This is a genomic window from Mycobacterium sp. (assembly GCF_046091765.1).
GTDB lineage: Bacteria > Actinomycetota > Actinomycetes > Mycobacteriales > Mycobacteriaceae > Mycobacterium.
In genome coordinates, this window is record NZ_JBJTCF010000120.1 from 38,574 (window position 1) to 54,947 (window position 16,374).

Below are 16,374 nucleotides of genomic sequence, written 5' to 3' on the forward strand. Positions count from 1 at the left end.
GGCACTTCACCTCACACGCCGGCGTGTGGGTTGGCGATCAGGACGCCGCGCGCACGGTGATCTCGGAGACGTCCACCTGGTTCTTGCCGGCCGTCTTGCCCAGCGTGGAGATCCACACCAGCAGGTTGGAGGTAGGCGCGGCGCTGGGAACGGCGACGATGTTCTCCCCGGGCTTGAGCTCGGTCGGCGGGGTCAGCTCCTGGGTGCTCTCCAGCTTGTCCGGGTCGGGGGTCGAAGCCGACCGGATCTGCACCTTGGTGCCCGAACTGGAGACGGTGATCGAGACGTTGCCGACCACGGTGGGCTGCGGCAGCTGCAGCATCAGGCCCACCCCGTTCTTGAAGTCGGGGAACGGCACGGTGTCGGAGTAGGTGTCGGTCGGCCACGCCGTCGTCGGGTCTCCGTCGATCGCCCGGCCCGCCAGCTCGGGAGCGTCAGCCCCGCCGTCCGGCGAAAACACCGTCGCCGCAAGGGGTTTGACGATCTCACCGGTGGCGGCCGGAGTGGCGCTGGTCGGCGCGGTGGTGTTCAGCCCGAGCTGATCTCCCCGCAGGCCGCCGCCCACGTCACCGAAGAGGCGATTGAGCAGCGAGGCCAGCACCACCAGCGCGACGATCAGGACGACGGCGCCCGCGGCGACGCCGATCATCAGGTTGCGCCGGCGCAGCGCGAACGCGGCGGCATCGGGTGGTTGCGCGGGCTGCGGGATCGGCGGCGGGGCGGGCGGGACCGGCGCCGCGTCGAACGGTTCAAGCTGGGCGGTGCGATCAGCCGCGGCGGTGGCCTGGCGCAGCAGGTTCACCAGCGTCGCGGCGGTCTGGATCCCGGCGACCGGTTGCACCGCGCGCACCGCGGCCGCCGAGATCTGGAAGGGGATCTCGGCGTTGATGGTGTGCGGTTCGATCGGCGCGCCCGCGGGGTCGGTGGTGGTCGGCGCCAATCCGCTGGGGGTGCCGATCTCGGGCAGCGGCCACCGGTCGACCAGTAGCGCGTACAGCGCGGCGCCGATCCCGCGCACATCCTCTTCGGGGGTGGCGTGCGCGGTGGTCGCGGGGAAGGCCAGCACCACGTCGCCTTCGACGCTCACCCGGATCCGGTTGGGGTGGTCGATGGACAGCGCCACCCCGGCCTCGTGGGCCTCCTCGGCCGCGGCGGCCAGCGCCTGGATCGCCCGGGCGCCGCCCAGCGCCGACGGTGCGGTGTCGGCCACCTCCTTGAGGGAGCCGCCGCGGACCCACTCCGCGACCACCAGTCCGCCCGATCCGGTGGCGGTGACGTCGAGGATGCGGGCCAGGCCGGGCCGCTCGATGCGGCTGAGCGCGAGCGTGCGCGCCAGAATCCCCTCGACGTCGGCGTCGGGATCGATCAGGGTCAGTGCGACCGGGCGGCTCAGCGCGGTGTCGCGGGCCTGCCAGAACTGCAGCCCCGGCGGACCGCCGTGGAAGACCAGCAGACGGTAGCGACCCTCGGCCACGCTGCCGCCGGGCACCGGGGGGCTCTCGGCGCGGGCGGCGTGGCGGGCGCCGGTGCGGGTCGGCGGCGCGGTCATGTCGGGGCCCGGACCCGGCCGGACGTCCGGCTGGAAATCGTCGGCGGCGTGCCGCGGAACCCGCTCGGTCGGCGGCGGCGGCGGCGGTGACGGTGGTGGTCCGGGCGGAGGGCCCGGTGTCGGTCCCGGCGGAGGGCCCGGAGACTGGTCGCTCAGCTGCGGTCCTTTCCCCGTGTCGATCCGGGCGTGCGGGCTCCCGGGCTGCATGGATGCGGACGACCCGCCGGGATCAGGGTACGTGACCGCAGGCCGCAGACCCGGTTGCGCGACCTCCGGCGCGGGGGCGTGCCGCCCCCGGCCCAGCCGGCGCGACACCGCCGCCCGCGCGGCCACGGCGTCGGGCACCCGGGCGGCCAGCAGCACCCCGCCGACGATCGGCGCCATGATCGCCGCCAGCACGATCAGCCGCAGCATCGACCCGCCGCCGCCGTGCTCGGCGGTCAGGGCCGACAGCCCCAGCAGCCGATCCAGGCCCGCGGCGCTCAGTGCGGCCAGCGCCGAGGCGCCCAGCGTGACCCCGATCGTGCGGGTGACCCCGGCGTCGAGCAGGCCCGCGCCGGGGTCGCCCAGCGAGCGGCTCAGCAGCAGGTGCCCGAGGATCGCGCCGACCAGGAACCCCAGCCCGTTGGCGGTGCCCAGATAGCCGGCGACCCGTTCGGGGTCCGCGGTCAGGTGCGGGGCGGCCAGCGACGCCGCGATCTTGGTGGCGGTGATCGCGACGATGATCAGGATCGGTGTCCAGGGCTGCTCGCGGGCGTAGAACACCCGCAGCTGCAGCAGCACCAGGGCGTAGGGAATCAGGGTGAACGCCGACAGGGCGATCGCCGTGCCGAGGTAGCCGGCGTCGACCGCGCCGAAGTTGCCGTAGGCGAACAGCGCGCTGCCGATGGCCGGGCCGCCGACGGTCATCAGCGCCACCACCGGGATCAGCGTCACCATGGTCAGCCGGGTGGCCAGTGACAGGTCGGCCCGCACCGCCGGAATGTCCTCGGCGGCGGCGTTGCGGCTCAGTCGCGGCATCACCACGGTCAGGACGGTCACCCCGATGATGCCGAACGGCAGCATCAGCACCATCCAGGTGTAGTTGTAGATGGCCGGCCCGGAGGCCGCGGCGGTGCTGGCGATCTGGTTGCTCACCACCAGACCGAGCTGGCTGATCACCACGTAGAGCACCATCGCCGCCGCCATCGCGCCGAAGCGCTTGAGACGCTCGTCGATACCCAGCAGCGGACGCAGCGACACCCCTTGGGCGCGGATGGCGATCAGCAGCACGGCGGCCTGGGCGACCACCCCCAGGGTGGTGCCGACCCCGAGCACCAGAAGTTTGGCGTTGCCCATCTCGACCGGGTCGACCGACAGTTCGCCGGGCACGATCAGGTACAGCCCCAGGGTGGCGATCGCGACGATGTTGTTGACCACCGGCGCCCACGCCGGGGGACCGAACACGTTGCGGGTGTTCAGGATTGCCATGAACACCGACGACAGGCCGTAGCAGATCACCTGCGGCAGCAGCAGGTAGGCGAAGGCCGTCGTCAGCGGCTGGTTCACCTGGGGATCGGCGCCCAGCATGAGGCGCACCAGCAGCGGCGCGGCGAGCACCGACAGCGTCGTGGCCACCAGCAGCACCGTGGTGGCCAGCGTCACCAGCCGCCGCACGAAGGCCTCGCCGCCGTCGGGGTCGTCGCGCTCGGCGCGGGCGAGCACCGGCACGAAGATCGCGGTGAAGGTGGCCTCGAGCACCAGGGCGGCGATCATGTTGGGCAACTGGTTGGCCACCGAGAACGCACTCGAGAGCGCCGCGCCGAGGATCGCGGCCAGCAGCACGATGCGGGTGAAGCCGGTGATCCGGCTGATCAGGGTGGCCAGCGCCATGCCCCACGACCGTGACACCACCGCGGCGTCGGACAGCTCGGCGCGCACCGGGCCGCCCGGCGCCTGCGGGGCCGTCACGCGTCGATCTCCGCGGGGCGGCGGGGCCGGTCGAGATCGGCGCGGTCGGGCTGGCCGCGGAAGCGGTGGTAGAGCCGGCGCGCGACGAGCAGCGCCAGCACGCTTCCCCCGGCCAGGGTGATCGCGAACAACAGCTTGCCGTAGGCGTTGGAGTGCACCGACAGTCGCACCGGCTCGCCCAGCTGCACGCCGTCGGGGGTGCGCAGGGTGACGTCGACGGCGACGCGGCGGCTCAGGTGGACCTCGACGGGCACCTTCAGCGGCAGATACCCCGGCGGCACCTCCTGCTCGCCGATGTCGGTCACCGTCATGCCGGCCGGCGCGACCACCTGCAGTCGCACCCGGATCGGGACGGCCAGGTCGTTGCGCAGCGCCAGCGGCAGCGCGCTGCGTTCGGTGGCCAGCGTGTAGGACCCGCCGGGGTTGACCACCGTCACCGCCCGGAACAGGTCCTCCACGGTTCTGCCGACCACCGCCAGGCGCTGGCGGGCGAGCTCGTTGCGGATGTCGGGCGCCTCGGTCTGGCTCAGCGCCCGCAGCATGTCCTCGCGCAGCGGGGCGGTGTACTGGGCGCCGGTCAACCCGGTGCGCGCATCGGTGGTCAGCGCAGCACCCAGCCCTCCCAGCCGGCCCAGCGAAGCGGTGATGGCGGCGATGACGGCGTCGTCGAAGCCGCCGCGCACCTCGGTGGGCAGCCCGGGGTCGGGCTGCTCGGCGGCGGCCGCCGCCGTCTCGGCCAGCAGCGCGCTCAGCGGGCGCGGGCTGGCCACCCCGGAGCGCATCGCGTTGGCCATCGCGGTCAGGACCGCCCGGGCGTCGTCGGGTTGCGGGCTCCACTTCAGCGGCGGCAACAGGATCTGCGCGCGCGGCTCGACGCCGGGTCGCAGGCAGCGCCACAGCACGGCGGCGACGGCATCCTGGCGGCGCGCCACCGTGGAGTCCCGGTCGACCGGGGCGGACAGCGCCGGGTCCAGATAGCTGGGCAGGCTCGGATCGGTGCCGACCCCGGCCAGTGCGCCGCCGACCGCCGGGTCGAACGGCGCCACCACGACCTGGGGCGAGATCCGTTGCGGCGCAGGCGCATCGGCGGCGGTGATGACGACGGTGGGTCCCTGACCCTCGAGCAGTGCGGCGGCGGACGCGGTCAGTGGCGCGTCCCCGAGCAGGGTGGCGCCCCGGGTGGAGACGACCCCCAGGATGCTGTCGACGATGTCGGCACCCGCGGTGGCGGCCGCACCGAGGCCCGGATCGCCGACCCGGTGCAGCGCCCCGAGGTCGGCCTGCGCGTAGGGCGTCGCCGTCACACACATCCGCCTGGCCAGGCCGCGCAACCGCTCCAGCCACGCCGTCGCGGCGGCCTGGCCCGAGCCGGGCTGGGTCTGGGTCCCCAGTCCGTCCGGGGCGGTGGACACCAGGTACCCGGCGGTCATCGCGTTGACGGTGACCAGCAGATCGGGGTCGACCGCCAGGCACAGCGCCCGGTCGACGCCGCTCTGCGGATCGATCGCCCCGGGGCTGGTCGCGAACTCGGCCGCCCCGAGCAGCGTGTCGAGCCGCCCGCCGGCGGCCAGTGACACCGCGAGGTCGTCGTTCATCAGCCGCACCGGGGCGGTGCCGCCCGGCTGGCCGGGGGCAAGGCGCGGCTTGTCGGCGAGCGGCCACAGCATCGTCACCGCCACCGGGCGGCTGGTGTCGGGGGCGACTGCGTCGGTCAGCGGGTTCGCGGCGGCGTCGCCGGGCGGGACCCCGGTGACCGGCAGCAGGAAGCGGGCGTCGTCGAGGCGGGCCGGTTCGCCGTAATCGGGCGTGCCGTTGAGGTTGACCAGCAGCGGGTAGACGCCGGGGGTCTCGACGTTGAGCGAACCGGCGGATCCCCCGCGAAGCGGAGCCGACAGCCGAAAACCCGATGCCTGCCCACGGTCGAGTTCTGTTGCCACGGAGGCGAATTCACCGACCGCCTCGAACTGCGTGCCGGCGGCCGGGTCCAGGCTGGTGCGCAGCGCCGGCGCGGACTCCACCGGTGCGGCGCGCTCCAGCCGCACCACCACGTCGCGCACCGGCCGGTCGCCGACGTTGGTCACCGTTCCGGTTACGGTGACGACGGGTTCGCTGGAGGTGGTGACGATGTCGGGGGTGACGCTGTCGATGCGGACCCGAAGGAAATCCGGCGCGGCCGGGTCACCGGCGGCCGGCGGTGCCACCCACGGCAGCAGCATGGCGAGCAGCACCGCGACCCGCACCAGCACAGTCACGCCCCGGGACCGCCGCCGTTCGCCCGCCGTTCGACGGAGGTCTGATCGGGCGAGCGGGGGCGGATGCGGGAATGGGTCTGCGGGTGCCGCCGGGGCTCGCCGGGGGACACCGGCGGCAGCGCGGCCGGGCCGTCGTTCTGCAGCCGGTCGATGAGTTCGTGCGCCAGTCGCGCCAGGCGGCGCTCGTCGGCGTAGGCCAGCCGGCGCGGAAGGTCGGCGACCGGCACCCAGGCCACCTCGGTCACCTCGACGTCGGCGTCGCACAGCTCACCGCCGGAGAACCGCATCAGATAGTGGTGCACGGTCTTGTGCACCCGTCGGCCCTCGGTGACGAACCAGTAGTCGATGCTGCCCAGTTCGGTCAGCACGTGCGCATGGATGCCGGTCTCCTCGGCGACCTCCCGCACGGCGGTCTGCTCGGCGGTCTCGCCCTGCTGGATGTGCCCCTTGGGCAGCGACCACAGCATCCGGCCGCGCCGGTCCACACGTCCGATGAGGGCCGCCATCTGCTCCTCGCGGGGCTTGTCGATCCCGTCGATGACCAGCCCACCCGCGGAGGTCTCGTGGACCGTGCGCAGCCGGGCCGCCGCCGGGCGCCGCGGGGAGCCGGGAGCCGGGTCGGCCGCTGAGCCGCCGGCGGGCCGCTCGCCGTCGGATCCGGGTTGCCCGGCCACGCGCCCGCCGCGGCGCCGACCCCGACGCCGTCGTGGTTTGGCCCGTTCGCCCTCCGACACCCCAGCGATAGTAGCTGGCAGGCACCGGCGAACCCGGGCCCCACTCGCCGCTGCCGCCGCGGCGGGGGAGCACTAGGCTCACCGGACGTGCCCGAAGCCACCTCCGACGACGAGCTGCGGGTTCGGGCTGCCGTCGCGCTGCACGCCGAGGCGCCGCTGCTGCGCGAGGTGGGTGCGCTGTTCGAGGCGGCCGGCCACCAGTTGTTCCTGGTCGGGGGCAGCGTGCGGGACGCGGTGCTGGGGCGGCTGACCGCCGACCTGGACTTCACCACCGACGCCCGGCCCGACGCGGTCCAGCGCCTCCTCGGGTCGTGGGCGGACGCGCTGTGGGACACCGGGATCGACTTCGGCACCGTCGGGGCGGCCAAGGCCGGCCGGCGACTGGAGATCACCACGTTCCGGGCCGACAGCTACGACCAGGTGTCGCGCAACCCCGCGGTGAGTTTCGGCGATCGCCTCGAAGACGACCTGGTGCGCCGCGACTTCACCGCCAACGCGATGGCGGTCCGGATCACCGCCGAGGGGCCGGGGGACTTCCTCGACCCGCTGGGCGGGCTGGCGGCGGTGCGCCGGCGCATCCTCGACACCCCGGCCGAACCGACGGTGTCCTTCGGCGACGATCCGCTGCGCATGCTGCGCGCCGCGCGGTTCATGTCCCAGCTCGAGTTCGGCGTGGCCGACCGGGTGCGGCAGGCCATCGTCGCGATGGCCCCGCAGCTGGCCCGGATCACCGTCGAGCGGGTGGCGGTCGAGTTGGACAAGATGCTGCTCGGCCGCGACCCGGTGGCCGGGGTCGAGTTCGTCGTCCAGACCGGCCTCGGCGAGATCGTGCTGCCCGAGGTCGGCGCCATGCAGATGACGATCGACGAGCACCACCAGCACAAGGACGTCTACCAGCATTCGCTGACCGTGCTGCGCCAGGCGATCGCCCTGGAGGATCCCGGTACCGCAGAAGAGCCGGGCGGGGATCTGGTGCTGCGCTGGGCGGCGCTGCTGCACGACATCGGCAAGCCCGCCACCCGCCGCCACGAACCCGGCGGCGGGGTCAGCTTCCATCACCACGAGGTGGTCGGCGCGAAGATGGTGCGCAAACGGCTGCGCGCGCTGAAGTACTCCAAGCAGATGGTCGACGACGTCTCACAGCTGGTGTACCTGCACCTGCGCTTCCACGGCTACGGCGACGGCGCGTGGACCGACTCGGCGGTCCGCCGCTACGTCACTGACGCCGGCTCGCTGCTGCCGCGGCTGCACAAACTGGTGCGCGCGGACTGCACCACCCGCAACCGCCGGCGCGCGGCGCTGCTGCAGGCCAACTACGACAGCCTCGAGCAGCGGATCGCCGAACTGGCCGCCAAGGAGGACCTCGCCCGGGTGCGGCCCGACCTGGACGGCAACGCGATCATGGAGTTGCTTGACATCCCGCCCGGTCCGCAGGTCGGCGAGGCCTGGAAGCACCTCAAGGAGGTGCGCCTCGATCGCGGACCGCTGTCGCGCGAGGAGGCGACCGAGGAGCTGCTGGCGTGGTGGCGTGAGCGGAACGCGCCGGGCGGCCCCGACGTCTGATACAGACGTGGACTACTGCCTGGACTCCGGGGACGGCGGCGCAGCGATCTTCACCGGCCGGCCCGACATCGACCTCGACGGCGACGGCGCCCTCGACGGCGTGCGCATGGACCTCGACGGCGACGGCGTCTTCGACGACGCGCTGATCGACGCCGACGGTGACGGAATGGCCGACCACGCGGCGCTCGACCTCGACGACGACGGCACGCCCGAGGCGCGCTTCACCGACGACGGGACCGGCAGCTGGGCGCTGACCGGCGGCGCGGGCGGGCGCTCGCTGCGCTGGTTCGGCCTGGACGGCGTCGAACACGCCGATCCGGGTAGCGCCCCCGATGTGGACGGCGACGGGCTGCCCGATCAGCTGCTCGACGTCGACCGCGACGGGCTGGCCGACCGGGCGCTGCGGGCCGGGTCCGACGGCCGGGTCAGCACCGGCTACGTCGACCTCGACGGCGACGGGCGCTGGGACCTCACGCTCACCGACACCGACGGCGACACCGTGGCCGACACCGTGGCCGACATCGCGGGCGTGCCGTAGCGCGGGCTCAGCGGCCCGGTCCGGGCGGGCCCGCGAAGGCCTGCGCGATCTCCAGCCAGCGCCGCGCGTCGGGGCCGTCGGCCGCCAGGGCCAGCGCGGCGCGCGGGCGGCGCTGGGTGACCAGGTAGCAGAAGTCCAGAGCCGAACCGCGCACCCGCTGCGCGGCGTGGTCGGGACCCCACGTCCACAGGCCGCCGTCCGGGGCGGTCAGCTCCACCCGGAACTCCTCGGCCGGGACGGGCAGGGCGTGCACGGTGAACGCGAAGTCGCGGGTGCGCACCCCCAGGTGCGCGATCGCGCGCAGCCGCGCCGTCGCCGGCCGGTGCGTGCCGAGCGCGTCGGCCACGTCCAGCCCGTGCGCCCAGGTCTCCATCAGCCGGGCCGTCGCCATCGACGCGGCGCTCATCGGCGGGCCGAACCACGGCAGCTTGCGCCCGGCGGGGACCTCGCGCAGCGCGGCGTGCAGCGCGTCGCGGGTGCTGCGCCACTGCGCCAGCAGCAGCGCGGGCGCCAGCGCCGCGAGCTCCTCGGCGGCCTCGTCGACGAAGCCCAGCGGGTTGTCGCCGGCGGCGTCGAGGAGTACCGCGAAGCCGGGCCCGTCGGTGATCGCGGTCAGCGCCGCCCGGTCGGTCCACAGCAGATGACCGATCTGGTGCGCGACGGTCCACCCCGGCGCCGGGGTGCTCCGCGCCCACCCGGCGGCGTCCAGGTCGCCGACCAGATCGTCGAGCTCCGCGCTCTCGGCGCGCAGGTCCTCGATGATGGGATCGGCCGTGCTCGCCATGCGCGCCACCCTAGCCCCGGCGGCGGCCGATCCGGGAGTTCGCCGCCATCCCCGCCACATACACCGCCGAGCCGGCCAACGCCAGCGCGCGGGAGTGCCCGTCGGCGGGCATCACCGCCGCGGCGGCGGTGACCGCCAGCAGAAACGACATCCAGAACACCGCGTCCTGAACCGAGAACACGTGACCGCGCAGCGCGTCCTCGACGTCGATCTGCATCGCCGAGTCCGCGCACAGTTTGACCATCTGCCCGGCCAGGCCCAGGAAGAACCCGCACACCACCATCACCGCGAGGTTCAGGCTGGCCCCGGCGAGCTGGATCACCGCCGCGCACAGCAGCGCGACGTTGGTGCTCAGGTAGCGGCCCCACCGCCGCACCGCCGAGGGCGCAAGGAAATTGGCCAGGAACGAACCGCTTCCGGTGGCGGCGACGAAGACCACCGCGATGCCCAGTCCGGCGAAGCCCGCGGCGTTGGTCTGGCGCACGATCACCAGCACCAGCAGCGAGTTGATGCCGAACACCATCCGGTGGGCGGCCAGCCCGGACAACGTCGCCGCGACCGCGGGGGTGCGCACCACCGTGCGCACACCGTCGGCCCAGCCGGACAGCACCACGCCCACCACCGACCCGCTCACGCCGCGATCCGGTCCCAGCACCCGCGGCGCGAACCGGGCCGAGTACAGCAGCGCCAGCGCGGCCGGAACGGCGACCAGACCGATGACGGTGGCGGCCGCGGTGTCCCCGGCGCCGAAGATCCAGCGGGGCAGCAGCATGAAGTTGGCGCCCAGGAACGTCGCGGTCGCGCCGGTCGCGGTGGCCACCGAGTTCATCGTCACGACCTGCGGGCGCGGAACCACGTGCGGCAGCGCGGCCGACAGCCCCGAGAGGACGAAGCGGCTGAACCCGTTGGCCACCAACGCCGCGCACAGCACGATCAGATCGCGCGCGCCGGCCGCCAGGACCACGGCCACCCCGACCACCAGCACCAGCCGCGCCGCGTTCGCGCCGATCAACACCGCGCGGCGATCCCAGCGGTCCAGCAGCGCGCCGAAGAACGGTCCCAGCACCGAGTACGGCAGGAACAGCACCGCGAACGCGCCGGCCACCGCCCACGGGTCGGCGGCCCGTTCCGGGTTGAACAACAAACCGCCCGCCAGGCCGGCCTGGAAGAGCCCGTCGCTGAACTGGCTCGCCGCCCGCAGCCGCAGCAGCTGCCAGAAGTCGGGAAGGCTGCGCACCGCCTGCCACAGCGAGCCCGGCGCACGGGCGTCCACCGGCTCGACCACTGGCCCACAGTACAAAGACCGTGCGCGTTCGCGCCCGTTCGCCGCCGCCGCCCGTGCCATGATGGTCAGGTGGGGCAGTCAGAGGATCCCGAGGACTTCCTCGCACCCGCCGCCAACCGGGTGCGGGCCGGCAGTCTGCTGCTGGCCAACACCAACCTGCTCGAACCGACGTTCCGGCGCAGCGTCGTCTACGTCGTCGAGCACAACGACGGCGGCACGCTGGGCGTGGTGCTCAACCGGCCCAGCGAGACCGCCGTCCACAACGTGCTGCCGCAGTGGTCGGACCTCGCCGCCAAGCCCAGGACGATGTTCATCGGCGGTCCGGTCAAGCGGGACGCCGCGCTGTGTCTGGGCACCCTGCGGGTGGGCACCGATCCGGCGGAGATCGCCGGTCTGCGCCACGTCGCGGGCCGCATCGTGATGGTCGACCTGGACTCCGATCCGGCGCTGATCGCCGCCGGCGTCGAGGGGGTGCGAATCTTCGCCGGCTACGCCGGCTGGACCATCGGCCAACTCGAGGGCGAGATCGAGCGCGACGACTGGATCGTGCTCTCCGCGCTGCCCTCCGATGTCCTGGTGGCGCCGCGCGTCGATCTGTGGTCGCGGGTGATCCGCCGCCAGCCGCTGCCGATGGCACTGATGGCGACACATCCCATCGACATCAGCCGCAACTGACCCGGGAGCGGCCGCACTAGCGGCACAGTCGGGTGCAGCCCGCGCAGGCCTGGCCCGCGCCACAGTCGACGGTTCCGCCCACGGTTCCGCCCGAGCAGCCACCCACCGCGGTGCGGCGGCGGGCCGCGAAGCGCGCACCCTGCCAGGATCCGGCGGCGATCGTGGCGAACGCGCCGAGTCCGCCGATGATCAGTCCGGCTCGCCCGATCGCGGCGGGCGCGGCCAGCGCGGTGACCGCGCCGATGGCCAGCATCACCGCGGCGGCCAGTTGGGTCGGGGCGACCGAGCGCAGCACCTGCGCGGTGAGGTCGATCCCCGGGCGCCGCGCCAGGGTCCACAGCCCGGAGCCGCCGATGAGTGCGGCCAGGCACAGACTGACGACGGCCCCGATCACCATGGGGGCCAGACTATCGAGCCGGGTCAGGCGGCGGGCTGTGCGGCGGTTGCCGCCGGGGATGCCGCCGCGGACGCCGCCGGGGAAGTCGCCGGGGAAGTCGCCGGGGAAGACGTAGCGGACGCCGCCGGGGACGCCGCCGCCGGTGCGGTCACCCGGAAACCGTTGAGGATCGCGTCGGTCGAGTTCGCGGTCGCGACGACCTGGTTGGCCGACGTGGTGACCGACAGCGCCAGCAGATAGCGGTCCGAACCCGCCTGCGCGATCACGTTGCGCCGCGTGGTGTTCAGCGTCTGGTCGTTCTCCCGGTAGGTGCCGCCGATCACCGAGGACGGAAACCCGCCGAAGTCGACCATCGAAGCGGCGGTGGACTGCCAGGCCTGCAGCTTCTGGCTTTCGACGTAGCCGTGGCTGATGGCCTCGCGGGAGTCGAACTCGCCGACGAGCTTGTAGACGACCAGCTGCGCGTTGGGCGTGTAGAGGGCGTCGCCGCCCTGCCGGTCGGCGATGACGGCGAAGGCGTCCGGCACGTTGGGGTCGGGCACCATGCCCCAGCCGGTCGGGATCGGCAGCACGATGTTGAGCGCACTGAACCCGTCGGCCCGCTGCGGTTCCAGCGTCACGCCCTTGTCCTTGAGGAATTCCAGGAGCGTTCCCGAGGTGGCCGGGGCCAGCGGCGAGCCCGGAGTGCCGGTCGCCACCGCCGTCGGGGCCGGCGCGGGCGCGGGTGTCGTGGCCGTGGCGGCCTGCGGGGTGACGGTGACCGTCACCGTCGCCGGCGGCGCGGGAACGGCGGGCGCACCCGGCTCGGCCGAGGCGCTGTTTCCGGCGACGCCGATCAGCACCACCGACCCGGCGGCCGCTAAACCGATCGAGCCGATCGCTACCCGCCGCAAACGGGTAAACGTGTTCATCGCAAATATCCTTTTCAACGGTGCGGGGCCAACACGGCCACGTTCCACCACCGACTGTATTGCGCCGACACCGGCTCGCGCGGCGCCGGAACCGCACTGGAACCAAGCTCTGACCGCCCTGCAACGCAACCGATACCGAGCCGTTGCCCGACCGGTGGTCTCGTTACCCTGTGAGCGTGAGCGAACCCGACGCCGACGTACCGCAGTACCGCTACACCGCGGACGTGGCGGGACGCATCGAGCGCGAGTGGCAGGACAACTGGCGGCGCTGGGCCACCTTCGACGTCCCCAACCCGGTCGGCGCGCTCGCACCGGCCGACGCGACCGCGCTGCCGGCGGACAAGATGTTCGTCCAGGACATGTTCCCCTACCCGTCCGGTGAGGGCCTGCACGTCGGTCATCCGCTCGGCTACATCGCCACCGACGTCTACGCCCGCTATTTCCGGATGACCGGACGCAATGTGCTGCACGCGTTGGGTTTCGACTCCTTCGGTCTGCCCGCCGAGCAGTACGCCATCCAGACCGGCACCCACCCCCGCACCCGCACCGAGGCGAACATCGTCAACTTCCGCCGCCAGCTGGCGCGGCTGGGCCTGGGGCACGACCAGCGCCGAAGTTTCTCCACCACCGACGTGTCCTACTACCGATGGACCCAGTGGATCTTCCTGCAGATCTACAACGCCTGGTTCGACCCCGAGCGCAACAGCGCCCGCCCGATCGCCGAGTTGATCGCCGAGTTCGAGAGCGGCCGGCGAAACCCGGCCGACGGCCGCGCCTGGTCGCAGCTGGATCCCGGGGAGCGCGCCGACCTCATCGACGGACACCGACTCGTCTACCGCGCCGACTCGATGGTCAACTGGTGCCCCGGGCTGGGGACCGTGCTGGCCAACGAGGAGGTCACCGCCGACGGCCGCAGCGAGCGCGGCAACTTCCCGGTGTTCCGTAAACGGCTGCGGCAGTGGATGATGCGCATCACCGCCTACTCCGACCGGCTGCTCGAGGACCTCGACGTGCTGGACTGGCCGGAGAAGGTTAAGACCATGCAGCGCAACTGGATCGGGCGCTCCACCGGTGCGGCGGTCTTGTTCGCCGCTGGGGACAGCGAAATCGAGGTGTTCACCACCCGCCCCGACACCCTGTTCGGCGCCACCTACATGGTGCTCGCGCCCGAGCACGAACTCGTCGACTCCCTCACCGCCGCGCAGTGGCCCGACGGCGTCGACGACCGCTGGACCGGGGGCGCGGCCCGCCCCGCCGACGCGGTGTCGGCCTACCGCGCGGCGATCGCGGCGAAGTCGGATCTGGAGCGCCAGGAGAACAAGACCAAGACCGGTGTGTTCCTCGGCACCTACGCCACCAACCCGGTCAACGGCGCGCCGATTCCGGTCTTCATCGCCGACTACGTCCTGCTGGGCTACGGCACCGGCGCGATCATGGCGGTGCCCGGCCACGATCAGCGCGACTGGGAGTTCGCCGACGCGTTCGGCCTGCCGATCCTCGAGGTGATCGCCGGCGGCGACGTCCCCGACGAGCCCTACCTCGGCGACGGGCCGCTGGTGAACTCCGGCGACTTCGACGGGATGGCGGTCGCCGAGGCCAAGGCCGCCATCACCGCGCGCCTGCAAGCCGACGGCCGCGGCCACGAACGCGTGGAGTACAAACTGCGCGACTGGCTCTTCGCCCGCCAGCGTTACTGGGGTGAGCCGTTCCCGATCGTCTACGACGCCGACGGCCGCCCGCACCCGCTGCCCGACGACCTGCTGCCCGTCGAGTTGCCCGACATCGAGGACTACTCGCCGGTGCTGTTCGACGCCGACGATCCCGACAGCGAACCGTCGCCGCCGCTGAACAAGGTGAGCGACTGGGTGCACGTCGAACTGGACCTGGGCGACGGGCCCAAGCCCTACACCCGCGACACCAACGTCATGCCGCAGTGGGCGGGCAGCTCCTGGTATGAGCTGCGCTACACCGACCCGCTCAACGACGAGCAGTTCTGCGCACCGCCGAATGAGGCCTACTGGATGGGCCCGCGGCCCGCCGAGCACGGCCCCGACGACCCCGGCGGGGTGGATCTCTACGTCGGCGGCGTCGAGCACGCCGTGCTGCACCTGCTGTACTCGCGGTTCTGGCACAAGGTGCTCCACGACCTCGGTCACGTCAGCTCGCGCGAGCCCTACCGCCGTCTGGTCAACCAGGGCTACATCCAGGCCTATGCCTACACCGACTCCCGCGGCGCCTACGTGCCGGCCGCCGAGGTGGTCGAACGCGACGGCCGCTTCTTCCTGCCCGGACCGGACGCCGAGACCGGCGTGGATAGTGAGGTGTTTCAGGAGTTCGGCAAGATCGGCAAGAGCCTGAAGAACTCGATCTCGCCGGACGAGATCTGCGACGGCTACGGTGCGGACACGCTGCGGGTCTACGAGATGTCGATGGGCCCCCTGGAGGCGTCACGGCCGTGGGCGACCAAGGACGTGGTCGGCGCCTACCGGTTCCTGCAGCGGGTGTGGCGGGTCATTGTCGACGAGAACGACGGCAGCACAAGGGTTTCCGACGAGGAACCCGACGAGCAGACGCTGCGGGAGTTGAACCGCGCGATCGCCGGGGTATCCGAGGACTACGCGACCCTGCGCAACAACACCGCCGCGGCCAAACTCATCGAGTACACCAACCACCTGACCAAATCCGGCGTCACCGCGCGCGCGGCGGTGGAGCCGCTGGTGCTGATGCTCGCGCCGCTGGCCCCGCACCTGGCCGAGGAGCTGTGGCGCCGGCTGGGCCATTCCGCGTCGCTGGCCCGCGGGCCGTTCCCGGTCGCCGACCCCCGATACCTGGTCTCCGACACCGTGCAGTACCCGGTTCAGGTCAACGGCAAGGTGCGCGGCCACATCAGCGTCGCGGCCGACGCCGACCGTGCGGTCCTCGAGTCCGCCGCGCTGGCCGACGAGAAGGTGCTGGCGTTCCTGGACGGCGCCACGCCGACGAAGGTGATCGTGGTGCCCGGCCGCCTGGTGAACCTGGTGCTCTGAGCCGACGGTCAGGCGCGCCGCCCGCGCGGGCGGAGCACCACCTGCTGGGTCTCGCCGTCGGGCGGGGTCGCGACCGCGGCGGCGACCGCCGCGGCAACGGTGTGGGCGGACAGGAAGTCCGCCGGGTCGTAGCGCCCGCCCTCGTAGGCCACCAGTCCGCGCTGCATGGCGGTGTCGATGCGGCCGGGATGGATGCTGGTCACCCGCAGCAGCGGCTCGTCGGCGCGCAGCGAGTCGGCGAACCCCCGCAGCGCGAACTTGCTCGCCGAGTAGGACGCCAGACCGGGGCTGGCGTTGATCCCGGCGCCGGAGTTGATGAACACCACCTGCCCGCGCGCGGCGCGCAACGCGGGCAGCAGCGCGAGGGTCAGCGCCACCGCGCCGGTCACGTTGACCTCGAAGCTGGTGCGCCACTGTTCGGGGGTGGATTCGGCGACCCGGCCCGGAAAGGCGACACCGGCGTTGTGCACCAGCACGTCGAGTTCGGCCAGACCCTCCGGTGCGGCGATCGTGTCGGGGTCGGCCAGGTCCAGCGGCCAGGTCTCAGCCCCCAGCCGGGCCGCGACGTCGTCGAGTCGCGGCGACGGCCGCCCGGCCAGCAGCAGCGAGTAGGTGGGCGCCAGCGCCTCGGCGATCGCGCCGCCGAGCCCGCCGCCGGCTCCGGTGATCAGCGCTGTGCCCGGCATGCCGGCCACCCTACCCAGCGCCCG

General features: G+C 73.0%; 12 protein-coding genes. 4 read left to right on the plus strand and 8 right to left on the minus strand.

The window, feature by feature from the left end; genetic code table 11:
• Positions 1-37: 37 nt before the first annotated feature.
• From murJ to ACKOB8_RS14070, 3 genes are read right to left on the minus strand one after another with little or no spacing between them, the layout of a single operon-like run.
• The gene (gene murJ / locus ACKOB8_RS14060) at positions 38-3,499 is read right to left on the minus strand and encodes a murein biosynthesis integral membrane protein MurJ (RefSeq protein ID WP_526378278.1); all 3,462 of its coding nucleotides are present in this window, start codon (positions 3,497-3,499) and stop codon (positions 38-40) included.
• Positions 3,496-5,715 (minus strand): DUF6049 family protein, encoded by a 2,220-nt coding sequence (locus ACKOB8_RS14065; RefSeq protein WP_526378330.1) that lies wholly within the window; start codon positions 5,713-5,715, stop codon positions 3,496-3,498. Before ACKOB8_RS14065 ends, murJ begins: the two co-directional genes overlap by 4 nt.
• Positions 5,716-5,747: 32 nt before the next feature.
• Entirely contained in the window at positions 5,748-6,485 is a 738-nt protein-coding gene (locus ACKOB8_RS14070) for an NUDIX hydrolase (protein ID WP_526378280.1), read from the minus strand.
• 87 nt (positions 6,486-6,572) lie between these two features.
• Here ACKOB8_RS14070 and ACKOB8_RS14075 point away from each other — a divergent pair, with 87 nt between their 5' ends.
• A complete protein-coding gene (locus ACKOB8_RS14075) occupies positions 6,573-8,048 on the plus strand; it encodes a CCA tRNA nucleotidyltransferase (RefSeq protein ID WP_526378282.1) in 1,476 nt (491 codons plus the stop codon).
• Between the two features lie 7 nt (positions 8,049-8,055).
• Positions 8,056-8,586 (plus strand): pullulanase, encoded by a 531-nt coding sequence (locus tag ACKOB8_RS14080; protein ID WP_526378284.1) that lies wholly within the window; start codon positions 8,056-8,058, stop codon positions 8,584-8,586.
• Positions 8,587-8,593: 7 nt separating this feature from the next.
• Here ACKOB8_RS14080 and ACKOB8_RS14085 read toward each other — a convergent pair whose 3' ends face one another.
• Together ACKOB8_RS14085 and ACKOB8_RS14090 are read right to left on the minus strand one after the other, a co-directional pair.
• Entirely contained in the window at positions 8,594-9,370 is a 777-nt protein-coding gene (locus tag ACKOB8_RS14085) for a TIGR03084 family metal-binding protein (protein ID WP_526378286.1), read from the minus strand.
• A 10-nt stretch (positions 9,371-9,380) separates the two neighbouring features.
• The gene (locus ACKOB8_RS14090; protein ID WP_526378288.1) at positions 9,381-10,655 is read right to left on the minus strand and encodes an MFS transporter; all 1,275 of its coding nucleotides are present in this window, start codon (positions 10,653-10,655) and stop codon (positions 9,381-9,383) included.
• A gap of 69 nt (positions 10,656-10,724) precedes the next feature.
• Here ACKOB8_RS14090 and ACKOB8_RS14095 point away from each other — a divergent pair, with 69 nt between their 5' ends.
• Positions 10,725-11,330 carry a YqgE/AlgH family protein gene (locus tag ACKOB8_RS14095; protein ID WP_526378290.1) on the plus strand — a complete coding sequence of 202 codons (606 nt, stop codon included), beginning with the start codon at positions 10,725-10,727 and terminating at the stop codon, positions 11,328-11,330.
• 16 nt (positions 11,331-11,346) lie between these two features.
• On the opposite strand, the gene ACKOB8_RS14100 is transcribed toward ACKOB8_RS14095, so the two are convergent.
• Positions 11,347-11,727: a hypothetical protein gene (locus ACKOB8_RS14100; protein ID WP_526378292.1), complete on the minus strand. Its 381-nt coding sequence runs from the start codon at positions 11,725-11,727 to the stop codon at positions 11,347-11,349.
• Positions 11,728-11,750: 23 nt separating this feature from the next.
• Positions 11,751-12,638, minus strand: coding sequence for an LpqN/LpqT family lipoprotein (locus ACKOB8_RS14105; protein ID WP_526378294.1), 888 nt, complete (start codon positions 12,636-12,638; stop codon positions 11,751-11,753).
• 176 nt (positions 12,639-12,814) lie between these two features.
• Here ACKOB8_RS14105 and leuS point away from each other — a divergent pair, with 176 nt between their 5' ends.
• The gene (gene leuS, locus ACKOB8_RS14110) at positions 12,815-15,664 is read left to right on the plus strand and encodes a leucine--tRNA ligase (protein WP_526378296.1); all 2,850 of its coding nucleotides are present in this window, start codon (positions 12,815-12,817) and stop codon (positions 15,662-15,664) included.
• A gap of 8 nt (positions 15,665-15,672) precedes the next feature.
• On the opposite strand, the gene ACKOB8_RS14115 is transcribed toward leuS, so the two are convergent.
• Positions 15,673-16,350: an SDR family oxidoreductase gene (locus ACKOB8_RS14115; RefSeq protein ID WP_526378298.1), complete on the minus strand. Its 678-nt coding sequence runs from the start codon at positions 16,348-16,350 to the stop codon at positions 15,673-15,675.
• Positions 16,351-16,374 lie beyond the last annotated feature (24 nt).